Genomic DNA, 18881 nt, shown 5'->3' with positions numbered 1-18881 from the left:
GCCCGGGCCCCGGGGGTCAGGCGCCGGGCTCCGGCGGCCGGATGGTGGGCGGGACGCGGTAGTTCTCGTCCACCTTCCGTGCCGGGGCCCGCCGGGCGAGGGCCGCGTCGACGGCCGGGGCGAGCCGCTGCCGCTTGTCCGCCGCCGCCTTCTCGTGGCGCTCGGCGAATTCCGGCATCACCTCGGTGGCGAAGAGTTCCAGCGAGGCGCAGATGTGCTCGTGGGGAATGCGGCCCGACTGCGCGATCAGGAGGATCTGGTCGACACCGGCCGCCTCGTACTCGCGCAGCGCCTTTTTGATCTGCTCGGGATTTCCGACGCCGCTGAAGGCGCCGTCGGAGTCGATCTGCGGATACGCTTCCCCGGACTCCCGGGGAAGGTTGAGCCCCAATTGCTCGGCGAGTTCCGTGCGTCCGGGAGCGGGCGATCCGAGGCCCCAGTAGTACGCGAGGGAACGCGCGAAGAACTGATGGTCGGGAATGCTGCGCTCGCGCGCCACATTCGTGTCCTCATGGCACATGAGATAGGTGGTCATCGCGATCTGAGGATTCACGGAGAATCCCGCCGGAACGCACTCCTCCGACTCGATCGTGGCGTAATACTCCCCGACCCATTTCTGCGCTTCCTCAGGGCGGACGAACGACAGGGTGAGCGCCCCCAGCCCGTTCCGCGCGGCGTGGGCGAGGCCCTCCTTGCGGCTGCACGCCATCCACATCGGCGGGTGCGGCTTCTGGAGCGGCTTGGGGACGACGTTGCGCGGGGGCATCTTCACGTACTCGCCCTCGTACCCCGCGAAGGGCTCCTCGACGAACATCCTGCTCGCGGCGTCGATCGCCTCCCGCCACTGGTCACGCTTGGTCGCCGGGTCCACCCCGAAGGCCTCCAGCTCCACGCGGGTGCTGGACTCGCCGGTGCCGAACTCGGCCCGCCCGCTGCTCAGCAGGTCGAGCATCCCCATGCGCTCGACCACGCGCGCGGTGGGGTTGATGCCCGGCGGGAGCACCGCGATGCCCTGCCCCAGCCGGATCCGGCTGGTCCGCTGGCTGGCGGCGCCGAGCAGCACCTCGGGCGCCGAGCAGTGGCTGTATTCCTCCAGGAAATGGTGCTCCACCGCCCATGCGTAATCGAATCCCAGACGGTCGGCCAACTCGATCTGGTCCAGGGCCTCCTGGACGAGACGGTGCTCCGAGTCCTCCTGCCAGGGCCGCGGAAGTTGAAGTTCGTAGAACAGTCCGAATTGCACCTGCGTTCCTTTCCGGCGACGGCTGGAGAAATGCTCCGCCTGCGTCCCCCGGTGCAGTGCTTTCCCGTAATAGCGGTTCAGTGATGCCGCGCACGGCATCAAGTGCCGGATTTACCCCCGGTGTTCGGAACTCTACCCACAAGCGCACGGCGCGATCAATATTCTCCGGAGGTCCGGAGGTCCGGAGGTCCGGAAGGCCGGAGAACCGTCAGCCGCGCTTGTACGTGTATCCCGCCGCGTACGACGCGGGGTGGTGCCGCAGCACCGAGGACGAGTCGAGGGTGAACGACGAGGGGCCGGAGTCCTGGCAGTACCCCGGGGTGCCGTCCTCGACGACCTTCGCGGTGCCGACGCGGAGGCGCTCGCCGCCGTCCTCCACGCCCGTCAGCGGGGCCGCGGTGGTGCAGTGGAAGGGGCCGTTGTCGGAGACGAGCAGCGCCGCGCGCCCGCCCGACGCCGCGTTGTAGATGCGGATCTCGGTCGGCTGCGTGCCCCCGTAGACGGAGCCGAGCTTCCAGGTGCCGACGAACCGCTTCGGGACGCGGGTCCCCGAGGGCGCGTCCCCGCCGCCCGAGCCTCCGCCGTCGCCGCCCCCGGAACCGCCGCCCGACGCGCCGCCGCCCGGGTCCCCGGAACCGGAACCCGAGCCGGGGTCCTTGCCGCCGTCCCCGCCCCCGTCCCCGGCGGAGGCGTCCTTGCCGTCCTTCCCGTCCTTGCCGTCGGCGCCCCGGGCGCCCTCCTCGCCGCCCCGGGTGCCGCCGGAAGTGCGGCCGTCGTCCCCGGGCGCGCCGTCCCGGGCGCTCTCCTTGCCGTCGCCCTTGCCGCCCTTCTCGCCGTCGGCGTCCCGGGCGCCGGAACGGTGGGGGCCCGGGGACGCCTCGGAGTCCCGCGCGGCGGAGCCCCGTTCCGGCGAGTCGGCCCGCGCGTCGCCGTCCCGGTCGAGCAGGGCGACGGTGCCGCCCGCCGCCACGACGGCGAGCACGGCGCCGACCACCGCCCACGTACGGGCCCTCGGCCGCCCGCGCCGCTCGCGCGCCGCGCCGCCGGTCACCCCGACGGCCCCGGCCCCCGCTCCGGCACCGGCTGTGGCAACGGCTCCGGCGTCCGGCACGGGCGGCGTCGCCTCCGCGTCGAGCAGGCGGGCCGACTGCTGCGCGAGGTGGGCGACGACGCGCGGCGGCAGCCAGGGGCCCGCCGTCTCGCTCTCGGTGTCCGTCGTCGCGGCCAGCTCGTCCAGCAGCGCGTCCACGCCCGGGCGTTCGTCCGCGTCCTTCGTCAGGCAGCGGCCGATGAACGCGCGCAGCGCCTCGTCCTCGACCGTCGTCAGGTCCGGGTCGGACTCGACGATCTGGTAGAGCACCGCGTGCTGGTTGCTCGCGCCGTGGCCGAAGGGGAGGCGGCCCGTCGCCGCGTACACGAGGACGCCGCCGAGCGCGAAGACGTCCGCCTCCGGCCCCGGCTCCTCGCCGAGTATCTGCTCCGGCGCCATGAAGCCGGGCGAGCCGACGGTCGTCCCGGTGCTGGTCAGCGGGGCGTCGTCGGAGGGTTCGAGCGCGTAGGCGATGCCGAAGTCGATGACGCGCGGGCCCTCGACGGTGAGCAGCACGTTCGACGGCTTCAGGTCCCGGTGCACGATCCCGGCCGCGTGGATGCCGCGCAGCGCCCGCAGCAGGCCGTCGGCCAGCGCGCGTACGGAGTGGGCGGGCAGCGGGCCGTACTCCCTGACCACCGCGTCCAGCCCGGGCCCCGGCACGTAACCGGTGGCGATCCACGGCTGGGCGGCGTCCGCGTCGGCGTCGAGCACGGGCGCGGTGAAGCGGTCGCCGACGCGCCGGGCCGCCTCGATCTCCCGGCGGAAACGGGCGCGGAACCTCGGCTTCGCGAGGTGCTCCTCGTGCACCGCCTTCACGGCGACGGTGCGCCCGCCGCCGGAGCGGGCCAGGTACACCCGGCCCATGCCGCCGGAGCCCAGCCGTCCCAGCAGCGCGTACGGGCCTATCCGGCGCGGGTCCCCGGGCCACAGCGGCTGGAGGACGCCGACGCCCCGGAGGCCGTCGGCGTCCTCCCGGCCCTCCTCGCCCCCCGGACCCGCCCCGTGCGCCCCGCTGCCGTCGTGCTCCCCGCCGTTCTCCCGGTCGTGCTCCCCGTCGTGCCCGTGCTCCTCGCGCGCCTCGTCACGGTCGCTGGCCATGCCGCCGTCCTCGCCCCGTTCCCGTCCGGTCGTCTCAACGGGACTCTCCTGCCCCCGAGTCGGTCGGTACTATAGAAAAACTAAGTGCCAACTATCAATACGGAAGGCTCACTTCGCACATGGCACGCAGCTACGACCAGTTCTGCCCCGCGGCGCGCGCGCTCGACGTGGTCGGCGGCCGCTGGACGCTGCTGATCGTGCGGGAGCTGCTGCTCGGCCCCCGCCGCTACACCGACCTGGCCGCCGGCCTCCCCGGCATCGGGCCGAACGTGCTGGCGGAGCGGCTGCGCGCGATGCGCGAGGCGGGGATCCTGGAGCAGACGAAGCTGCCGCCGCCCGCCGCCACGTCGGCGTACGTGCTGACGGAGCTGGGCGAGGCCATGCGCCCGCTCGTCGACGAGCTGACCCGCTGGGGGATGCGGCTCGGCGGCCCGCCCAGGCCCGGCGACACCTTCCAGCTCAACTGGCTGCTCAACGTCCTGCGGGCAGCGTTCCGCCCCGAGGCGGCGCGCGGTGTCCGGGAGACGTACGAGTTCCGGGTCGCGGGCGAGACCTTCCACCTCCGCGTCGACGACGGCGCGCTCGACGTGCGGCACGGCTCGGCACCCGAGGCGGCCTGCGTCCTCACCGCCGACCTCGGCACGTTCATGGCCCTGGGCGCGCGCATCGTCGAGGTGGCCGACGCCGTGGAGCGCGGCCTCGTCGCGCTGGAGGGCGGACTGCCCGCCGCGGACCGCGCGGTCGCGATCCTCGGCGCGCACCCGGAGGCGACCGGCGGGCGGCACGGGATCATCGGCGCCGTCGGCGCCTCCTTCCGGCCCGAGGCGGCCCGGGGCGTCCGGGAGACCTACGAGTTCCGGATCGACGGGCTGGTCTTCCACGCCCGCGTCGCCGACGGCACCGTCGCGATGGAGCTGGGCCCCGCGCCGGCCCCCGGGCCCGACGCCGCGCTCGCGACCGGCCTGGGCGTGCTCCTCGAACTCGGCGCGGGCGCCCTCCCGCTGGAGGACGCGCTCATCGCGGGCTCGATCGAGGTGGAGGGCGACCCCGAGGCGGCCCTGCGCATGGCCGACGTGTTCGGCGTGGTGCGGACGAGTCAGTCGTAGAGCGAGGCCAACAGGTCCCTGGCGAACGCGTCCAGGTCGTCCAGGCCCGCCGCCGCGAGGGTCTCGGGGCCCTCGGCCAGCAGATGGGGCAGGGCGGCGTGCAGGGCGAGGGTCAGGGTGCGGGTGCGGGCGCGCGTGACGGGCAGCCCGGCCGCACGCTGCGCGTGCTCGAACGCGGCGAAGTCCGAGGCGCCGATCGGGTCCAGGATCCCCGACAGCCAGGGCTTGCGCGCGGCCTCGGACTGCAGCTCCAGATAGGCGAGGAGCCGGGGACGGCCGGGCCCCGCCGCGTTCTCCAGCAGTCCGCGGAGGAGGGCGACCAGCCCCTCGCGCCCACGCGGCGCGGGCGCGGCGGCCATCCGCTCCGCGACCTCGCTGTACAGCTCGACGCAGCGCCCGGCCACCGCCCCGAGCAGGGCGTCCCTGGTCGGGAAGTAGTTCTTGGCGGTGCCGGACGGCACCTCGGCGGCGGCGTCCACGGCGCGGTGGGTCAGGCCGCGCCCCCCGCTCTCGTTCAGCACCGCGATGGCCGCGTCGCGCAGCCGGTTCCGCCGGTCGGGGTTCACCCTGCGTGCTCCCTCTCGTCGCCGTCGTTCGGCGCCTGATGCCTGATGCCTGACGCCTGGCGATCGTACCGCCGGTGTGGTACCACGGATGGGGTACCACGGATGTGGTGGTTGCATGGAGCGACGGGGAGGACGCATGGCGGGGAAGCGCCGGACGTGGCGGGGCAGGGCGGTCGTGGTGGGGGCCGGGGTCGGAGGGCTCGCGACCGCGGTCGGGCTGCGGCGCGCGGGCTGGGCCGTCTCGGTCCTGGAGCGGCGCGCGGAGCCGGAGCGGTACGGCACGGCGTTCGGCATCCACCCCCGCGCGCAGGCCGCGCTCGAACGCCTCGGCGTGGGGGAGGCGTTCGGGTGCCGGGCGGTGCCGTACCGGAGCGGGCACATCCGCCGCCCCGACGGCACGGTCCTGGCGAGCCTGCCGCTGGCGCGGATCGAACGGCGCGCGGGGCGTCCCGAGTTGCTGATCTCGCGCCCGTACCTGCTCGACGCGCTGGCGGCGGAGCTGGACGCGCTCGGCGCCGAAGGGGGAGTCCGCGTCGAGTACGGCGCGGAGTACGGCGCCGAGTCCGACGGCTCCGCGGAGCCGGGCGGCGGCTGCGACCTGCTCGTCGGCGCCGACGGCATCCGCAGCGCGGGGCGCACCGCGCGCTTCGGGACCCGCAGCCGCCCCCGTACGGTCGGCACGGTCGCCTGGATCGGCATCGCCGACATCGAGAGCGGCGTGTACGGCGAGACGTGGGGGCGGGGCCGCTTCTTCGGCATGACGCCCGTCGAGCCGGGCCGCACCAACTGGTACGCGACGCTGCCGGGCGGCGACGCGGACACCGGCACCGGCCTCGGCACCGGTCCCGACGCCGATGCCGTACGGGCGTGCTTCGCGGAGTGGCACGCGCCGATCGCGCGGGTCCTGGACGCGACCGATCCCGCGAGCTGGGTCCGTTACGAGATGCGGCATCTCGCGCCCGCGCTCCCCTCGTTCGTCACGTACGCCGACGGGGAGCGGGTCGCGCTCGTCGGGGACGCGGCGCACGCCATGACGCCGAACCTGGGGCAGGGCGCGTGCACCGCGCTCCTGGACGCGGAGGCGCTGGCGCGGGCCGTCGCGGCGCACGGGCGCCGCGCGCTGCCCGAGGCGCTGCGCGCCTATGACGCCGAGCGGCGCCGCAGCGCCCAGCGCGTCGCCCTCGGCTCCCGGAGCCTGCACCGGCTGATGACGGCGCGCCGGACGGGCCCGCGCGACGCGCTGGTCCGCTGCGTCCCGGGATGACGGCGCCCGGGGGGGCGGGCGATCAGGGGAAGCGCAGGTCCGGGTCCACCGGCAGGACCAGGTGCCAGCGGAGCGTGGTGTCGTCGTACGGGCCGCAGGCCAGGACGCGGACGTCGACGGGGTCGGGGGAGACCAGCGGGAAGAACGCGGGCCGGACGTCCTCGGCCGGGGACGGCTCCGGCGGGGCCGGGGCGCGCGAGTCCCAGAGCGCGGGCACCCCCGGCTGCTCCCGGACCTCGCGCACGACCTCGTCCAGCCGGGCGTTGTCCGGCCAGCGCTGCCAGGCCAGCCGCAGCCGGGTGAGGAGCGGCGCGGCCCAGCGGTCCTCCCACTCGCGGAGCTGATAGCGGGCCTCGGGGGAGAACGCCCAGGTCATGACGTTGGCGCCGGGGCGTACGAGCCAGGGGCAGTGGCGCGCGGCGACCGTATTGGCGTCGATCACGTCCCACGCCTGGTCGCAGAGGTAGCTGATGTGCCGCTGCTCGCGGACGAGCTGGAGGAGCGCCGGGTCCGGCTCCCGCGCCCCGGCGCCCCCGCCGTCCGCGCGGCGGGCCGGGGGCTCCAGGCCGGTGCCACGGTGGAGGGCGGCCGTCTGGCGCGGGGAGAGGTCGAGGACGCGGGCGACCCCGGCGATCATCTCGCGGCTGTAGCGCCGGTCCTCGCCCTTCTCCAGCGCCCGGTACCAGCGCTCGGAGACGCCGAGCAGCAGCGCCATGTCGAGCTGCGTGAGATACGTGCGGTGGCCGCGCGCCCGTACGGTCCCGGGCACCCGCGCGGGATCCCGGGCCATGCGCCAGGAGCGGAGCATCCGGCCCAGGTCCTCGCGTCGCGCGTTCGCCACGGTAAAGACCTCGCAAAGACAGGGCGGCCGGGCGGGCCGTCGTACAGGGGCGTCCGCGTCGAAGGGGACGTACGGGACGCACGGAGACGCAGCATCGCACGCCGCGCGCCGACCGGCACGCCGGGGTTCCGGAACCGGGGAGGTCCGATCTTGGCCCGGCGGGGGCGTCCAGGGTGAGTCCCGTCGCAGTCGAGCCGCGTCCACGGAGAATTCACCGATGAGCTACTTCCTGCCGGAAACCGACCCCGTGCTGACCGCCGCGCGCGGTCTCGCCCTCGCCCACCCCGGCATGATCGAGGTGAACCCGTCGCCGCTGTACCTGCGGGCCCGCGCCCCGCACCCCGGCCGCCGGGTCGGCCTGGTCTCCGGCGGCGGCTCCGGCCACGAGCCCCTGCACACCGGGCTCCTGGGGCGCGGCGGCCTCGACGCGGTCTGCCCCGGCGAGGTCTTCGCCTCCCCGCACAACCGGCAGATCTACGAGGCGAGCGCGCGGGTGGCCGCCGGCATGAGCGAGGGCGTGCTGCTCGTCGTCAAGAACTACACGGGCGACGTCATCAACTTCCAGATCGCCGCCGAGCGCCTCCGGCACGACGGCATCCCCGTCGCCACCGTCCTCGTCGACGACGACCTGGCCACCGACCTCGCCGACAGCGCGACCGGCCGCCGGGGCACGGCGGCGACGGTCGTCGTGGAGAAGCTGCTCGGCGCCGCCGCCGACCGGGGCGCCTCGCTGGAGGAGCTCCAGGCGCTCGGCACCCGGATCGTGGCGCGCTCGCGCAGCGTCGCCGTCGCCGCCCGCGCCCAGACCTCGCCCACGACGGCGGCCCCCGCCTTCGAGCTGGCCCCCGGCGTCCTCGACTACGGCGTCGGCATCCACGGCGAACGCGGCACCCGCGAGATCCCCCGCCCGGCCGTCGGCGAACTGGTCCGCCGCATGACGGACGACCTCCTCGACGCGCTGCCCGACGGCCCCGACGACGGCCCCGACGACGTGCTCGTCCTCGTGAACGGGCTCGGGGCCACCACCGACCTCGAACTCCACTCCGTGGGCGCCCTGTTCGGCGAGGAGCTGAAGGCACGCGGCCTGCGGCCCGTCCTCACGGCCTCGGGCACCTTCACCGCCGCGCTCGACATGGCCGGGTTCTCCCTCACGCTCACCCGGCTCGACGCGGGCTGGGCCGAGCTGTGGACGGAGCCGACGGAGACGCCGCTGGTGCTGCCGCGCCCGGTGGGCCCCGAGGCGCCGGAGAACGCCGCCCCCGCCGCGTCCGCGTCCGCGCCCGCGGCGACCGCCGCCGCCCCGGCCCCGGCCACGGCAGGCAGCCGTACGGTGCTCGACCGGTACGCGGACGTCGTCGCGCAGGTCCGCGACAACCTCACCAAGCTCGACCAGCTCGTCGGCGACGGCGACTTCGGGGACAACCTCAGCGGCGGCGTACGGCGCGCGGTGAAGCTCGCCGACACGACGGGCGCCGCGGGGTCCGCCGCGCTCGCCCAGGCCTTCCTCGACGACGTCGGCGGCACGAGCGGCCCGCTCTTCGGCCTGCTCTTCCAGCACCTGGCCGTCGCGGAGGCCGACGCCCCCGAGCCCTCGCTCGCGGCGCTGGCCGAGGCCGCGACGGGCGCCCACGCCGCGATCCACCGCGTGGGCGGCGCCCAGGTCGGCGACTGCACGCTGGTCGACGCGCTCGCGCCCGCCGCCGAGTCGCTCACCGCGAGCGCCGCCTCGGGCACGGAGGAGGCCCCGCTCACCGCCGCCGCGCAGGCCGCCATCCGGGGCGCGCTCTCGACCGCGACCCTGCGCCCCCGCCGGGGCCGCGCCAGCTACGTCGGCGACCACGCCCTCGGCGTCCCCGACCCGGGCGCCCTCGCCGTCGCCCTGCTCTTCACCACGCTGGCCGACACCCACGAGCCCACCACCGCCACCCGCCTCCCGGCCCCGGGCTACATCACGGTCCTCTGACCCCCCCGCCCGCCGACCGCCGCCCGCCGACCGCCGCGGCACAACCGGGCCGACGAGACGCGGGCGCCCGACACGGCGCCGTTCCCGCTCGTCGTCGCACTACGCAAAACGTGCGGGCCGTCCCGGTTTGCTGGTGTCTCACTTTCCCGTCGCCGGGTCGCGCCGCCTTACCTAAAGTGCGGGTAAAGGAGAGGGGCAGACATGGGCGAAGGGGACTCTTCCGTCGGGCTGCCGTGCGCGGAGGTCGAGGAGGTCTGGCCGCGCGACGGGCGGATCACGCTGCGGCTGACGCTGGTGGGAACGGCCGCCGGGGCGGCGACGCTGCTGCTCAGGACGCGCGGGGAGGCCGGGCGCCGCGAGGAGCTGCGGGTGGCGGCGGAGGGGAGCGGCCGGGAGTTCACGGCGACGGTGCCGCTGGAGCGGCTCGTCATGGGAACGGGAACGGGAACGGGCGCGGACGGCTCCTGGGTCTGGGACCTCTATCTCGTCCCGGAGGGCGGCGCAGGGCTGCGTCTCGGCCGTCACCTGGACGACGTACAGGGCAAGAAGCACATCTTCCGCTACCCCGTGCAGTACGCCCGGGGGACCGCCGTCGAGCCCTACTTCACGGTGAACGACAACCTCTCCCTCGCATGCCGCGGGGAGGACGGGGTGAAGGCGCCATGAGGGTCCGATTCCTGCTGCTGAACGCGTACGCCGTGGGCGGCACCGTCCGCACCGTCGTCAACCAGGCCAACGCGCTGGCCGCCGCCGGGCACGAGGTCGAGGTCACCAGCGTCCGCCGGCACCGCGCGGAGCCCCGCTTCGCCCTCCACCCGGACGTCCGCCTGCGCGCGCTGGTGGACGACACGGCGCTCACGGCCCGTACGGCCTGGCTCGCGGCGTGCCCGAGCGTGCTGACGACGCGGGCCGACGGGAAGTACGACCGCTTCAGCCTGCTCTCCGACCGGCGCCTCGTGCGCTACCTGCGCGGCCTCGACGGCGGCGTGCTGATCGCGACCCGGCCCGCGCTCAACCTCCTCGCGGCCCGCTTCACCGCGCCCGGCGTGCTCCGCGTCGGCCAGGAACACCTGCACTACGGCCACCACCGGCCCGCGCTCGCCCGGCAGATCGACCGCTGGTACCGGCGGCTCGACGCGGTCACCGTCCTCACGGCCGCCGACCGGCGGACGTACGAGGAGCGGCTCGCGGGCTCCGGCGTCCGCGTCGAGCGGATCCCCAACCCGCTGCCGGACACCGAGCCGCCGCGCTCGGCCCTCGACCGCCCGCTCATCCTCAGCGCGGGGCGGCTGGTGCGGACGAAGGGCTTCGACACCCTGATCCGGGCCTTCGCGCCGATCGCCGAGCACCACCCCGACTGGCGGCTGCGGATCTACGGCGCCGGGCCCGAGCGCGACCGGCTGCGGGGCCTCATCCACCGCCTGCACCTCTACAACCACGTCCACCTCATGGGCATCACCCCGCATCTGGAACGGGAGATGGCCAAGGCCTCGGTCTTCGCCCTGGCCTCGCGGCACGAGGGCTTCGGCATGGTGCTGGCGGAGGCGATGAGCCACGGGGTGCCGCCGGTCAGCTTCGACTGCCCGCTCGGCCCCCGGGAGATCATCACCGGCGGCGCCGGGCTGCTCGTCTCGCCGCCCGGCGACACGGAGGCGCTGACCAAGGCCCTCGGCCTGCTCGTCGAACGCCCCGACGCCCGCCGCGCCCTCGGCGCCCGCGCCCGCACGGCGGCCCGCCGCTACAGCACCGAGCGCGTCCGCGCCCACTGGGAGACCCTGTTCGCGGAACTCGCGGGCGAGGCCTACGCCTGATCCCCCGAGCCCTCGGCCTCCGTCCGGCTGACCAGCCGCTCGTAGCGCTGGCGGGCCGCCTGGGGGGTGCCGAGACCGAGGCCGAACGCGATCTCGGGCCAGGTCATGCCGCGGCCCCGGGCCATCTGGAGGAGCCCCGCCTCCAGTTCGTCCATGTCGCCCCGGGCGCGGGGCACGAGGGTCAGGGCCGCGGTGATGTCGGCCCGGTCGACCTCCGGCTCGCCCTCCTCGCGCCGGGCCGCGCCGCTGAGCAGGAACGACACGAGCCGCACCGCCTCGTGCGGGGCCGGCACGGAGGGATGCGCGGAACGGGCGCGCTGCGCGTCGCTCGCCGCGTGCCGCTCCGCGATACGGAAGAGCGCGGCGTGCACGCGCGCGGCGCGCGCCTGGTCGGGGTGCGGGGGTGCGAAGGGGTCGGGGGAGGAGTCCATGACCTCAGCGTGCGGCGGAGCACGCAGAGTTGTCAACGGCTTGAGGCAAACAAAGTGTTTGCTGCGTGTGCGTATTCTTGCCCGTACAGCCGGACGAACTCCGGGTCGTCCGTGAGCGGCGACTCCGCGCGGACCGCCGTGCGCTGGACGGCGATGACCGCCGTGTCGTCCTCCGGGGCGCCGCGGCGGTGGGCGGCCAGGTCGGCGAGGAGGCGGCCGACGAGTTCGCCGGGAGAGCCGGCGCCGTCGGCGGCGAACGCCCGTACGCGCTCCTCCAGCGGATAGAACGCGCCGTCCGCGTCCCGGCACTCGGTGACCCCGTCGGTCGTCATCAGGACCAGGTCCCCGGGACGGAACCGCATCCGGTACGGCACCGCGGCCGGGGCGCCCAGCGGCGCCATGCCCAGGGGCAGCCCGGGCTCCACGGGAACGCGGACGACCCGCCCGTCCCGGATCAGCAGCGGCGCCTCGTGGCCGAAGCTGAGCACGTCGAGGGTGCCGTCGCGCTCGTCGACGTTCAGCAGCAGGCCCGTGGAGAAGAGGTCCTCGTCCTCGGCCTCCCCGGCCACGTGCCGGTCCCACAGATTGCGGCGGCGCATCCGGACCTCCAGCCGGTCGGCGACCGTCGTGAGGTCCGGCTCGTGGAAGGCGGCCTCCCGGAACGCGGACAGCAGAGCCGCCGACGCCGACACCGCCGCGAGCCCCTTGCCGCTCACGTCCCCCAGCACGATGCGGGTGCCGTGCGGGGACGGCTGGAAGTCGTACCAGTCGCCGCCGACGCGGGCCTCGCGGGCCGCCGGGAGATACGCGTCGGCCAGCCGCAGCCCCAGGAAACGGCCCGGCATCGGCCGCATCAGCGCGCGCTGACTGGCCTCCGCGACGGCGTCGACGTCGGCTATCCGCTCCTCGGCCCGCGTACGGCGGTGGGCCAGGGCGACCGCGAGCACGCCCGAGGCGGCGGCCACGGTCGTACCGACGAGCGACCAGTGGTCGTGGCCCGCGCTGCCGGGCGTCGCCACATAGAGCAGGCCCCACCCGGCGGCCACCACGAGCGCGGTGAACGCCGTCACGACCCACGAGGAGACCATCGCGATCACGAAGGGCAGCAGCCACAGGAGGGAACGCGGCCGGAAGTCGGCGGGCGTCACCGCGTCGAGCGCGAGCACGGCGCCGACGGTCCCCGTCGCGAGGACGGCGATTCCCAGCCGGGTGCGGCGGATGGTGTGCGCGGTGCGGAGGCGGGCGCCTACCGCGTGTGCGCGGGGCGCCGCGTCGGGGCCCGGGCCCTGGTCCCACGTGGTGCGTCGCATACCCCCGAGCCTCCGCCGCACCCCCACTCCCCGGTAGAGCCCAACGTCCCCTCCCCCTGTTCCGATGTGCGGCTCCGCCGCGCGGGCGCGCCCGGTCACAACACCACGGGGCTCGCCCCTTCAGGGGCGCGGGGCTGTTTCGATGTGCGGCTCCGCCGCGCGGGCGCGCCCGGTCACGACACGTCGGGGCTTGCCCCTTCAGGGGCGCGGGGAACTGCGCGACAAGCCACGGCGCAGCCGCAGCCTGCAATGCACAGCCCGGGGCACCCCGAACCCAGCCCTCATGTCCGGGTGCCCGGCACAGGGGCTGCGCTTGCCAGCCCTGCGCCTTCGCGCAGACCTCCCAAGCACAGCGGGAGGGAGGAGCAGGGGTCTGCTCCGGTAGGGGCGCGGGGGACTGCGCGACAAGCCACGGCGCAGCCGCAGTCTGCGAAGCAGGGAACGGGGCAGCCCCTGTTCAGCGGAGGAGGGCGCGGCTAGGCCGCTGGGGGTTCTGAGGTGCTGGCCAGGAGGCGGGTCGTGGAGCGCCCGGCAACGAGCGGGAGCTGCCACGCATGAGCCCCCAGCTCCCCCGCCGCACGCCGCTTCGCCTCCGCGTGCGGATCGCCCTCCGTGAAGGCCAGGGCGCCGGGCCGCAACGGCACGAGGGCCCGCTCGTACGACTGCCAGTCGACCACCGACGGATCACCGTGCACGAGGCACACCGCGTCGACGACCCGCAGCGCCGCAAGAAGCTCCGCACGCTCGTTCTCGGAGTTCACCGGCCGTTCGGGACCCTTCCAGGCCCGCGTGCGCGCGTCGTCCTCGACGCCGACGACCAGCCCGCCGAGCCCGGCGTCGAGCGCGCGTTCGCGCACCGCGCCCAGGAATCGCGCGTGCCCGACGTGCAACAGGTCGAACACGCCGGTCACCACCGCGGGCGTCTCCACCGCGGGTGTGCACCACTCCAGTCGTAGCTCCTGCACAGCTCTCCCCGTCTGCTCTCCGCTATCCGTTCGGCCGGCCAACGCCTATCGAGTCAACCATGCGCCGCCACGCCCCCGCCGGAGCGGGCCCCTTCGGCGAAGAGGTCCCATGCCTGGTCGAGGGCGTTCTCGACCGGGGGCACTGTGGTGTCGCTCACACGGCAGAGCGCGCCGGGGCCCGCGATGCGGGCCGTCAGGCGCCGTTCGACGCGCGCGCCGCCGGAGACGACGAACGGGCGCGAGGACCGGCACAGTTCGGCGCCCTCGCCGAGCCGTATGTCGGCGTGCCAGGAGGACGCGGGGTCGCCCCTGTGCCCGTATACAAGCGGGCACAGGGTGCGAAAATCGAAGGTAAGGATCCGGTCACACGACGGCGCCGGTGTCCTCCCGCCGGGAGGAGCCCCGCTTCGGCCGCGTCTCCTCCGACTTCGTCGGCGTCGGCTTCCACCGCTCCAGCAGCACCGCCAGCGGCGTCGCCGTGAAGACCGTCGAGCCCATGCCGAACGTGACGCCCGCGAGCAGCGCCACCGAGAAGTCGGTCAGCGAGTCGCCGCCCAGCACCGCCAGCGCGGCGAGGATGAACATCGCGCCCATGCCCGTGTTGACGGTGCGCGGCACGGTGCGCAGCACGGCCTGGTCCGCCAGCTCCGGCAGCGGGGTCGTGGGCTTCCCGGACGCGCTCCGGTCGGCGCGCCGCATGCCGCGCAGCCGGTCGAAGACGACGACCGTGTCGTTGACCGAGTAGCCGATCACCGTGAGCAGCGCCGCGAGGAAGACGCTGTCCACCGGCTTGCCCAGCCACGCGAAGAGCCCCACCACCAGCAGCACGTCCTGCACCATCGCCACCACGGCGGCCGTCGCGAACGTCCAGCGGAAGCGCACGCTCAGATAGAGGAGCTGCGCCCCCACCGCCACGGCCAGCGCGATCAGCGCCTTGTCCCGCAGCTCGTCGCCGAGGCTCGGGCCCACCAGCTCGTCGCGCTCGACGGTCACCTCGCCGCCCGCGGGCTCCAGCGCCGCGCGCATCTCGTGCTGCTCGTCGTCGGTGAGCTTCTCCGTCCGTACGGTGATGTCGCCGTCCCCGGACTCCTGGACGACCGCGCGCGGGAAGCCCGCGTCGGAGATCGCCGTACGGGCCGTGTCCGCGTCCACCGGCTTGCTCGTGCTGTACTCCACGAGCCGCCCGCCCGTGAACTCGACGCCGAACTCCAGCCCCCGCAGTCCGATCCCGGCGAGCGCGACGAGGACCAGGGCCGCGCCCGTGCCCAGCCACAGCCGGGCCCGCGCGGCGAGGCGCGGCCTGCGCTCGCCGAGCCAGGCCCGGAAGCGGGAGGCCGCGGCCATGCCCGTGATGCCGGGCCGCCGCCGGACCGGGCCCCTGCGCACCGCCCACTCGGCCAGCACCCGGGTGATCACCAGCGCGGAGATCATCGAGGCCAGCACGCCGACCGAGAGCGTCACTCCGAAGCCCTTCACGGGGCCCGTGGCGAAGAAGAAGAGCAGCCCGGCGGCGAGCAGCGTGGTGACGTTGGAGTCGACGATCGCGGTCCAGGCGTGCGCGAAGCCCTTGCGCAGCGGGCCGTTCAGATCGTTGCGGGGCCTGTCCCGCAGTGTCGGGCGCAGATACTCCTCGCGCGCCCGCTCGAAGACGAGGACGTTCGCGTCCACCGCCATGCCGATCGCGAGGACGAACCCGGCGAGCCCCGGCAGCGTCAGCGTCGCGCCGAGGGCCACGATCGCGGCGTACGAGAGCAGCCCGTACAGCGCCAGCGCGACCGTCGCCAGCGCGCCCAGCAGCCGGTAGACGGCGATCACGAACAGGCCCGTGCACACCAGCCCGATCACCGCGGCCCGCGCGCTGGCCTCGATCGCGTCGGCGCCCAGCGCGGGGCCGACCGTCTGCTGGCTGACGACCTCGACGGGCACCGGCAGCGCGCCGCCCTTGACCAGCGCGGCGAGGTCATGGGCCTCGGAGTCGCTGAAGTTCCCGGTGATCTGCGTGGAGCCGCCCTTGATCCCGACGTCGCACGCGACGTCCTGCTGGATGTTCGGTGCGGAGATCACCTTCTTGTCCAGCACGATCGCCACGCGCCGCTTCTGGTCGCCCGCCGGGGCGCAGGCCGCGTCGCCGGTCAGCTCCGCCCACTTGTCCTTCGCGCCGCCGCGGAAGTCGATCGAGATCGTCCAGCCGTTGCCCTGCTGGTTGTCGAACTGGGGCTCGGCGTCCTTGACCCCGTCCCCGGTCAGCGCGGAGGGCCCGAGCCGCAGATACGCGCCCTTGGCGTCGGGGTCGGCGAGCGTCCGTTCGTCCCCCTTCTTCCGCTCGGCCACCGCGCCCTCGACGGGGTGGAAGGTGAGCTGTGCCGTACGGCCGATGACCTCCGCCGCCTCGCGCGGGTCCTGCACTCCGGGCAGCTCGACGACGATCCGGTTCTCGCCGGAGCGGGCGAGGGAGGGCTCGGCCACGCCCAGCGCGTCCACGCGCTGCCGCAGCACCTCCAGCGCCCGGTCGGTCGCCCCGGCGTCGGCGCGTGTGCCGGAGGGCGAGTCCTTGGTCTCCAGGACGATCTGCGTCCCGCCCTTGAGGTCGAGTCCGAGGCGGGCGGGGGTGGTGAGGGCGAAGAAGAGCGACACGCCGACGACGGCGAGCGCGATCAGCGCGCGCCACAGGGGCGCACGCGAGGTGCGGGAAGACATGGGTGAACTCCACGAGAGAAGGCGTGCGGATACGCGAACGCGTCAACTGCTCGTGGCGGCGGGGGGCCCGCGCGTGGAGCGCGGCGAGAGGGCGACGGAGGGCGGCGCGCGGCCCTTGCGGGGCTGCGCGGCGATCCGGCCGGTCAGCGGGGGCGCGGCCCAGGAGGGCGCGGGGCCCGCGGTGTGCGCGGGGGGCAGCAGCGGCGGGCGCACCTCGTGCGGCGCCATGGCGCTGACCCCGGCGGCGTGCTGCTCGGTGGCCTGGCGGCTGCGGCTGCTGGTCTGGCCGCCGGGACCGGAGTGGCCGTGTGCCTGCGAGGTGACGGCGACCGGGGCCACCGGCGCCGAGGGAGATGCGGAGGCCGTGCCTCCGCCCGCGGCGCACGCGAGGAGGAGAGCCAGCAGTGCGAGGAACCGCCGCACCATGCGCCGCCCCTCTCTCCCTGGCTGCCCGGCCGTGAGCGGCCCATCCTACGGACGGCGCGCCCCGGGCGGGGCCCGGTCACTTCCCCCGGACGACCAGAGTGTCCAGCAGCTCCTTCGTCGCCGCCGTCACCTGCTCGACGGCGGCGTCGAACGCCTCCGCGTTGTGCGCGGCGGGCTGGCGGAAGCCGGAGATCTTCCGGACGTACTGGAGCGCGGCGGCGCGCATGTCCTCCTCCGTGACCATCTCGGCGTAGGGCGGACGCAGCGTCTTGATGCTTCTGCACATGCGACCGACGGTACGCCGGGGGTACGACAACAGCCCCCGTCCGCCTCGCTCGCCCGTCCGGGTGAGCCGATGTACCGTGAATAGACCGTGACGTGCGCAAATGCCGGTTATGGGGAGGTGTCGCCATGCAGACCATGTCCGGACTGCTCGGGGAGCTCGCACCGGAGCAGCGGGAGAGGCTGCGGGCGCTGGGACGCGAGGTCGCCTTCGAGGCCGGGGCACGGATCTTCGAGGAGGGCAGCACCGCCGACCGCTTCTGGATCCTGCACACGGGGACGGCCACGCTCGACATGCATGTGCCGGGCCACCGCAATGTCGTGATCGACAACGTCCGCCACGGCGAACTGCTCGGCTGGCACTGGATGTTCCCGCCCTACGTGTGGACGCTGGGCTCCGAGGCCGCGAGCCCGGTACGGGCGCTGGAGTTCGACGCGCACTCGGTGCTGGTGCTGTGCGACGAGGACCAGGGGCTGGGCCTGGCCCTCACGCGGGCCGTCGCGGCGGTGATCGGCGAGCGTCTCCAGCGCTCCCGCAACCGCCTGATCGACCTCTTCGGGCCGTACGCGCCGCACTCCCGTATATAGCCGGCTAAGCCGACTGAGGGGCCTCCGCCGCGACCGCGTCGTCCGCCCCGGCGGCCACCGCGTCGTCCGCCTCGGGCGCCTCCTCGGTCTCCGCCGCGCCCTTCGCGTCGAGCCTCGCCGGGCCCACCCGGCCCTCCAGCATCGCGGCCAGGCCCCGCACGGGGCACAGCTCGGGCTGGTCGGCGACGTGGACGGCCATGCCGGTGCCGTCGCGCAGCCGTTCCGCCAGGCCCGGCATGAGCGCGCTGCCGCCGGTGAGGACCATGCCGCGCTCGGCGAGGTCGGCGACGAGGTCGGGCGGGCAGCGGTGCAGGACGGCGCGGAGGGTGTCGGAGAGCCCGGTCAGCGGCGTCTGGATGGCCCCGCGCACGTCTGCGGGGTCGATGAGGACGGTCCGCGCGAGCCCCGTCACCACGTCCCTGCCGAGCACCTCGGCCGCCTCGCCGGAGGCGTCGCCGGTCAGCGCGAGGTGCAGCGGGCGGATGGCCTGGCTGGGCAGCAGCAGCTCGTGCCGGTTGCGCACGTACTGGACGACCGCGTGATGGATGGTGTCCCCGCCCAGGCTCACCGTGCCGGCGGCGACGATCGAGCCGAGGGAGAGGACGGCGACCTGCGTGGTGGCCGCGCCGCAGACCAGGATCATGGTCGCCTCGGGCTGTTCGACGGGCAGCCCGCAGCCGAGCCCGGCCGCGGTCGGCGCGTCGACCAGCTCCACGCGCCGTGCCCCGACGCCGGTCAGCGTCTCGTAGGCGGCACGGCGGGCCAGCGGGCCGGCGTCGTGCGGGACGGTGACGGCGGCCCGCAGCAGCGCCCGGCGGCGGGCGATGCCGCGCAGCTTCTCGCCGACCAGGGCGCGCAGCATCCGCTGCGCCATGTCGATGTCGATCACCGTCCCGCCGGAGACCGGCCGGACGACGCGGATGTGGTGCGGCGTACGGCCGTCCATCCGCTCCGCCGCGTCGCCGACGGCGATGAGCGCGCCGGAGAAGGTGTTCACCGCGACCACGGAGGGCTGGTCGACGAGGAGGCCCGCGCCCTTGACGTAGACACGGGTCCGCGCGGCGCCCAGGTCGACGGCGACGGAGCAGCGGCGCAGGTCCTCAAGGCTGGAGCTCATGACGGCACGGGTCCTTCCGGGAGTGAGGGCGGGGGCGGGCGACGGCGGAACGGCGGAGGCGGTCCGCGAACAGGTGCGGA

At 75.1% G+C, this 18881-nt stretch carries 17 protein-coding genes; 6 read left to right on the top strand and 11 right to left on the bottom strand.

Features of this window, described 5'->3' with window-relative positions; genetic code table 11:
* Positions 1-16 precede the first annotated feature (16 nt).
* Positions 17-1243, bottom strand: a complete 1227-nt coding sequence (locus ABD343_RS03240) for an LLM class flavin-dependent oxidoreductase (RefSeq protein WP_344523700.1) — start codon at positions 1241-1243, stop codon at positions 17-19.
* 208 nt (positions 1244-1451) lie between these two features.
* A complete protein-coding gene (locus ABD343_RS03235; RefSeq protein ID WP_344523698.1) occupies positions 1452-3434 on the bottom strand; it encodes a serine/threonine-protein kinase in 1983 nt (660 codons plus the stop codon).
* A 119-nt stretch (positions 3435-3553) separates the two neighbouring features.
* Here ABD343_RS03235 and ABD343_RS03230 point away from each other — a divergent pair, with 119 nt between their 5' ends.
* Complete coding sequence (locus ABD343_RS03230; RefSeq protein WP_344523696.1) at positions 3554-4540, top strand: winged helix-turn-helix transcriptional regulator; 987 nt, start codon at positions 3554-3556, stop codon at positions 4538-4540.
* Here ABD343_RS03230 and ABD343_RS03225 read toward each other — a convergent pair.
* Positions 4531-5106 carry a TetR/AcrR family transcriptional regulator gene (locus tag ABD343_RS03225; RefSeq protein ID WP_344523694.1) on the bottom strand — a complete coding sequence of 192 codons (576 nt, stop codon included), beginning with the start codon at positions 5104-5106 and terminating at the stop codon, positions 4531-4533. The two genes, ABD343_RS03230 and ABD343_RS03225, sit on opposite strands and share 10 nt — an antisense overlap.
* Positions 5107-5242: 136 nt before the next feature.
* Here ABD343_RS03225 and ABD343_RS03220 point away from each other — a divergent pair, with 136 nt between their 5' ends.
* Positions 5243-6370, top strand: coding sequence for an FAD-dependent oxidoreductase (locus ABD343_RS03220; RefSeq protein WP_344523692.1), 1128 nt, complete (start codon positions 5243-5245; stop codon positions 6368-6370).
* 22 nt (positions 6371-6392) lie between these two features.
* Here the strand turns inward: ABD343_RS03220 and ABD343_RS03215 are convergent, their stop codons facing one another.
* Positions 6393-7211, bottom strand: coding sequence for a helix-turn-helix domain-containing protein (locus ABD343_RS03215; RefSeq protein ID WP_344523690.1), 819 nt, complete (start codon positions 7209-7211; stop codon positions 6393-6395).
* Positions 7212-7428: 217 nt separating this feature from the next.
* On the opposite strand from ABD343_RS03215, the gene ABD343_RS03210 reads away from it, so the two are divergent.
* The 3 genes from ABD343_RS03210 (at position 7429) to ABD343_RS03200 (ending at position 10985) form a co-directional block, all read left to right on the top strand.
* Positions 7429-9174: a dihydroxyacetone kinase family protein gene (locus ABD343_RS03210; protein ID WP_344523688.1), complete on the top strand. Its 1746-nt coding sequence runs from the start codon at positions 7429-7431 to the stop codon at positions 9172-9174.
* A 201-nt stretch (positions 9175-9375) separates the two neighbouring features.
* A complete protein-coding gene (locus tag ABD343_RS03205; protein ID WP_344523686.1) occupies positions 9376-9840 on the top strand; it encodes a hypothetical protein in 465 nt (154 codons plus the stop codon).
* Complete coding sequence (locus ABD343_RS03200) at positions 9837-10985, top strand: glycosyltransferase family 4 protein (RefSeq protein WP_344523685.1); 1149 nt, start codon at positions 9837-9839, stop codon at positions 10983-10985. The genes ABD343_RS03205 and ABD343_RS03200 overlap by 4 nt, the downstream gene beginning before the upstream one ends.
* On the opposite strand, the gene ABD343_RS03195 is transcribed toward ABD343_RS03200, so the two are convergent.
* The 6 genes from ABD343_RS03195 to ABD343_RS03170 all read right to left on the bottom strand — a co-directional run bounded on the left by ABD343_RS03195 (position 10976) and on the right by ABD343_RS03170 (position 17100).
* The gene (locus ABD343_RS03195; RefSeq protein WP_344523683.1) at positions 10976-11416 is read right to left on the bottom strand and encodes a DNA-binding protein; all 441 of its coding nucleotides are present in this window, start codon (positions 11414-11416) and stop codon (positions 10976-10978) included. The two genes, ABD343_RS03200 and ABD343_RS03195, sit on opposite strands and share 10 nt — an antisense overlap.
* 32 nt (positions 11417-11448) lie before the next feature.
* Positions 11449-12726 carry a PP2C family protein-serine/threonine phosphatase gene (locus ABD343_RS03190; RefSeq protein WP_344523681.1) on the bottom strand — a complete coding sequence of 426 codons (1278 nt, stop codon included), beginning with the start codon at positions 12724-12726 and terminating at the stop codon, positions 11449-11451.
* A gap of 476 nt (positions 12727-13202) precedes the next feature.
* Entirely contained in the window at positions 13203-13691 is a 489-nt protein-coding gene (locus ABD343_RS03185) for an adenylyltransferase/cytidyltransferase family protein (RefSeq protein WP_344523679.1), read from the bottom strand.
* A gap of 363 nt (positions 13692-14054) precedes the next feature.
* Positions 14055-16388: a protein translocase subunit SecD gene (secD, locus tag ABD343_RS03180; protein WP_344523677.1), complete on the bottom strand. Its 2334-nt coding sequence runs from the start codon at positions 16386-16388 to the stop codon at positions 14055-14057.
* Positions 16389-16430: 42 nt separating this feature from the next.
* The gene (locus ABD343_RS03175; RefSeq protein ID WP_344523675.1) at positions 16431-16814 is read right to left on the bottom strand and encodes a hypothetical protein; all 384 of its coding nucleotides are present in this window, start codon (positions 16812-16814) and stop codon (positions 16431-16433) included.
* 76 nt (positions 16815-16890) lie between these two features.
* Positions 16891-17100 carry a DUF2277 domain-containing protein gene (locus ABD343_RS03170; RefSeq protein ID WP_344523673.1) on the bottom strand — a complete coding sequence of 70 codons (210 nt, stop codon included), beginning with the start codon at positions 17098-17100 and terminating at the stop codon, positions 16891-16893.
* Between the two features lie 125 nt (positions 17101-17225).
* Here ABD343_RS03170 and ABD343_RS03165 point away from each other — a divergent pair, with 125 nt between their 5' ends.
* Positions 17226-17684 (top strand): Crp/Fnr family transcriptional regulator, encoded by a 459-nt coding sequence (locus tag ABD343_RS03165; RefSeq protein ID WP_344523671.1) that lies wholly within the window; start codon positions 17226-17228, stop codon positions 17682-17684.
* Between the two features lie 4 nt (positions 17685-17688).
* On the opposite strand, the gene ABD343_RS03160 is transcribed toward ABD343_RS03165, so the two are convergent.
* Positions 17689-18801, bottom strand: a complete 1113-nt coding sequence (locus ABD343_RS03160; RefSeq protein ID WP_344523669.1) for a rod shape-determining protein — start codon at positions 18799-18801, stop codon at positions 17689-17691.
* Positions 18802-18881: the final 80 nt, after the last annotated feature.

Source organism: Streptomyces albiaxialis, from assembly GCF_039530985.1.
GTDB classification, from domain to species: Bacteria; Actinomycetota; Actinomycetes; order Streptomycetales; family Streptomycetaceae; genus Streptomyces; species Streptomyces albiaxialis.
Note: the sequence above shows the minus strand (reverse complement) of the source record. Positions and strands in the feature narration are given on the sequence as shown.

Coding starts and splice junctions, on each gene's coding strand:
- ABD343_RS03235 (WP_344523698.1), bottom strand. CDS start 3,434: ATGGCCAGCGACCGTGACGAGGCGCGCGAGGAGCACGGGCACGACGGG.
- secD (WP_344523677.1), bottom strand. CDS start 16,388: ATGTCTTCCCGCACCTCGCGTGCGCCCCTGTGGCGCGCGCTGATCGCG.
- ABD343_RS03190 (WP_344523681.1), bottom strand. CDS start 12,726: ATGCGACGCACCACGTGGGACCAGGGCCCGGGCCCCGACGCGGCGCCC.
- ABD343_RS03200 (WP_344523685.1), top strand. CDS start 9,837: ATGAGGGTCCGATTCCTGCTGCTGAACGCGTACGCCGTGGGCGGCACC.
- ABD343_RS03165 (WP_344523671.1), top strand. CDS start 17,226: ATGCAGACCATGTCCGGACTGCTCGGGGAGCTCGCACCGGAGCAGCGG.
- ABD343_RS03170 (WP_344523673.1), bottom strand. CDS start 17,100: ATGTGCAGAAGCATCAAGACGCTGCGTCCGCCCTACGCCGAGATGGTC.
- ABD343_RS03220 (WP_344523692.1), top strand. CDS start 5,243: ATGGCGGGGAAGCGCCGGACGTGGCGGGGCAGGGCGGTCGTGGTGGGG.
- ABD343_RS03210 (WP_344523688.1), top strand. CDS start 7,429: ATGAGCTACTTCCTGCCGGAAACCGACCCCGTGCTGACCGCCGCGCGC.
- ABD343_RS03195 (WP_344523683.1), bottom strand. CDS start 11,416: ATGGACTCCTCCCCCGACCCCTTCGCACCCCCGCACCCCGACCAGGCG.
- ABD343_RS03230 (WP_344523696.1), top strand. CDS start 3,554: ATGGCACGCAGCTACGACCAGTTCTGCCCCGCGGCGCGCGCGCTCGAC.
- ABD343_RS03205 (WP_344523686.1), top strand. CDS start 9,376: ATGGGCGAAGGGGACTCTTCCGTCGGGCTGCCGTGCGCGGAGGTCGAG.
- ABD343_RS03160 (WP_344523669.1), bottom strand. CDS start 18,801: ATGAGCTCCAGCCTTGAGGACCTGCGCCGCTGCTCCGTCGCCGTCGAC.
- ABD343_RS03175 (WP_344523675.1), bottom strand. CDS start 16,814: ATGGTGCGGCGGTTCCTCGCACTGCTGGCTCTCCTCCTCGCGTGCGCC.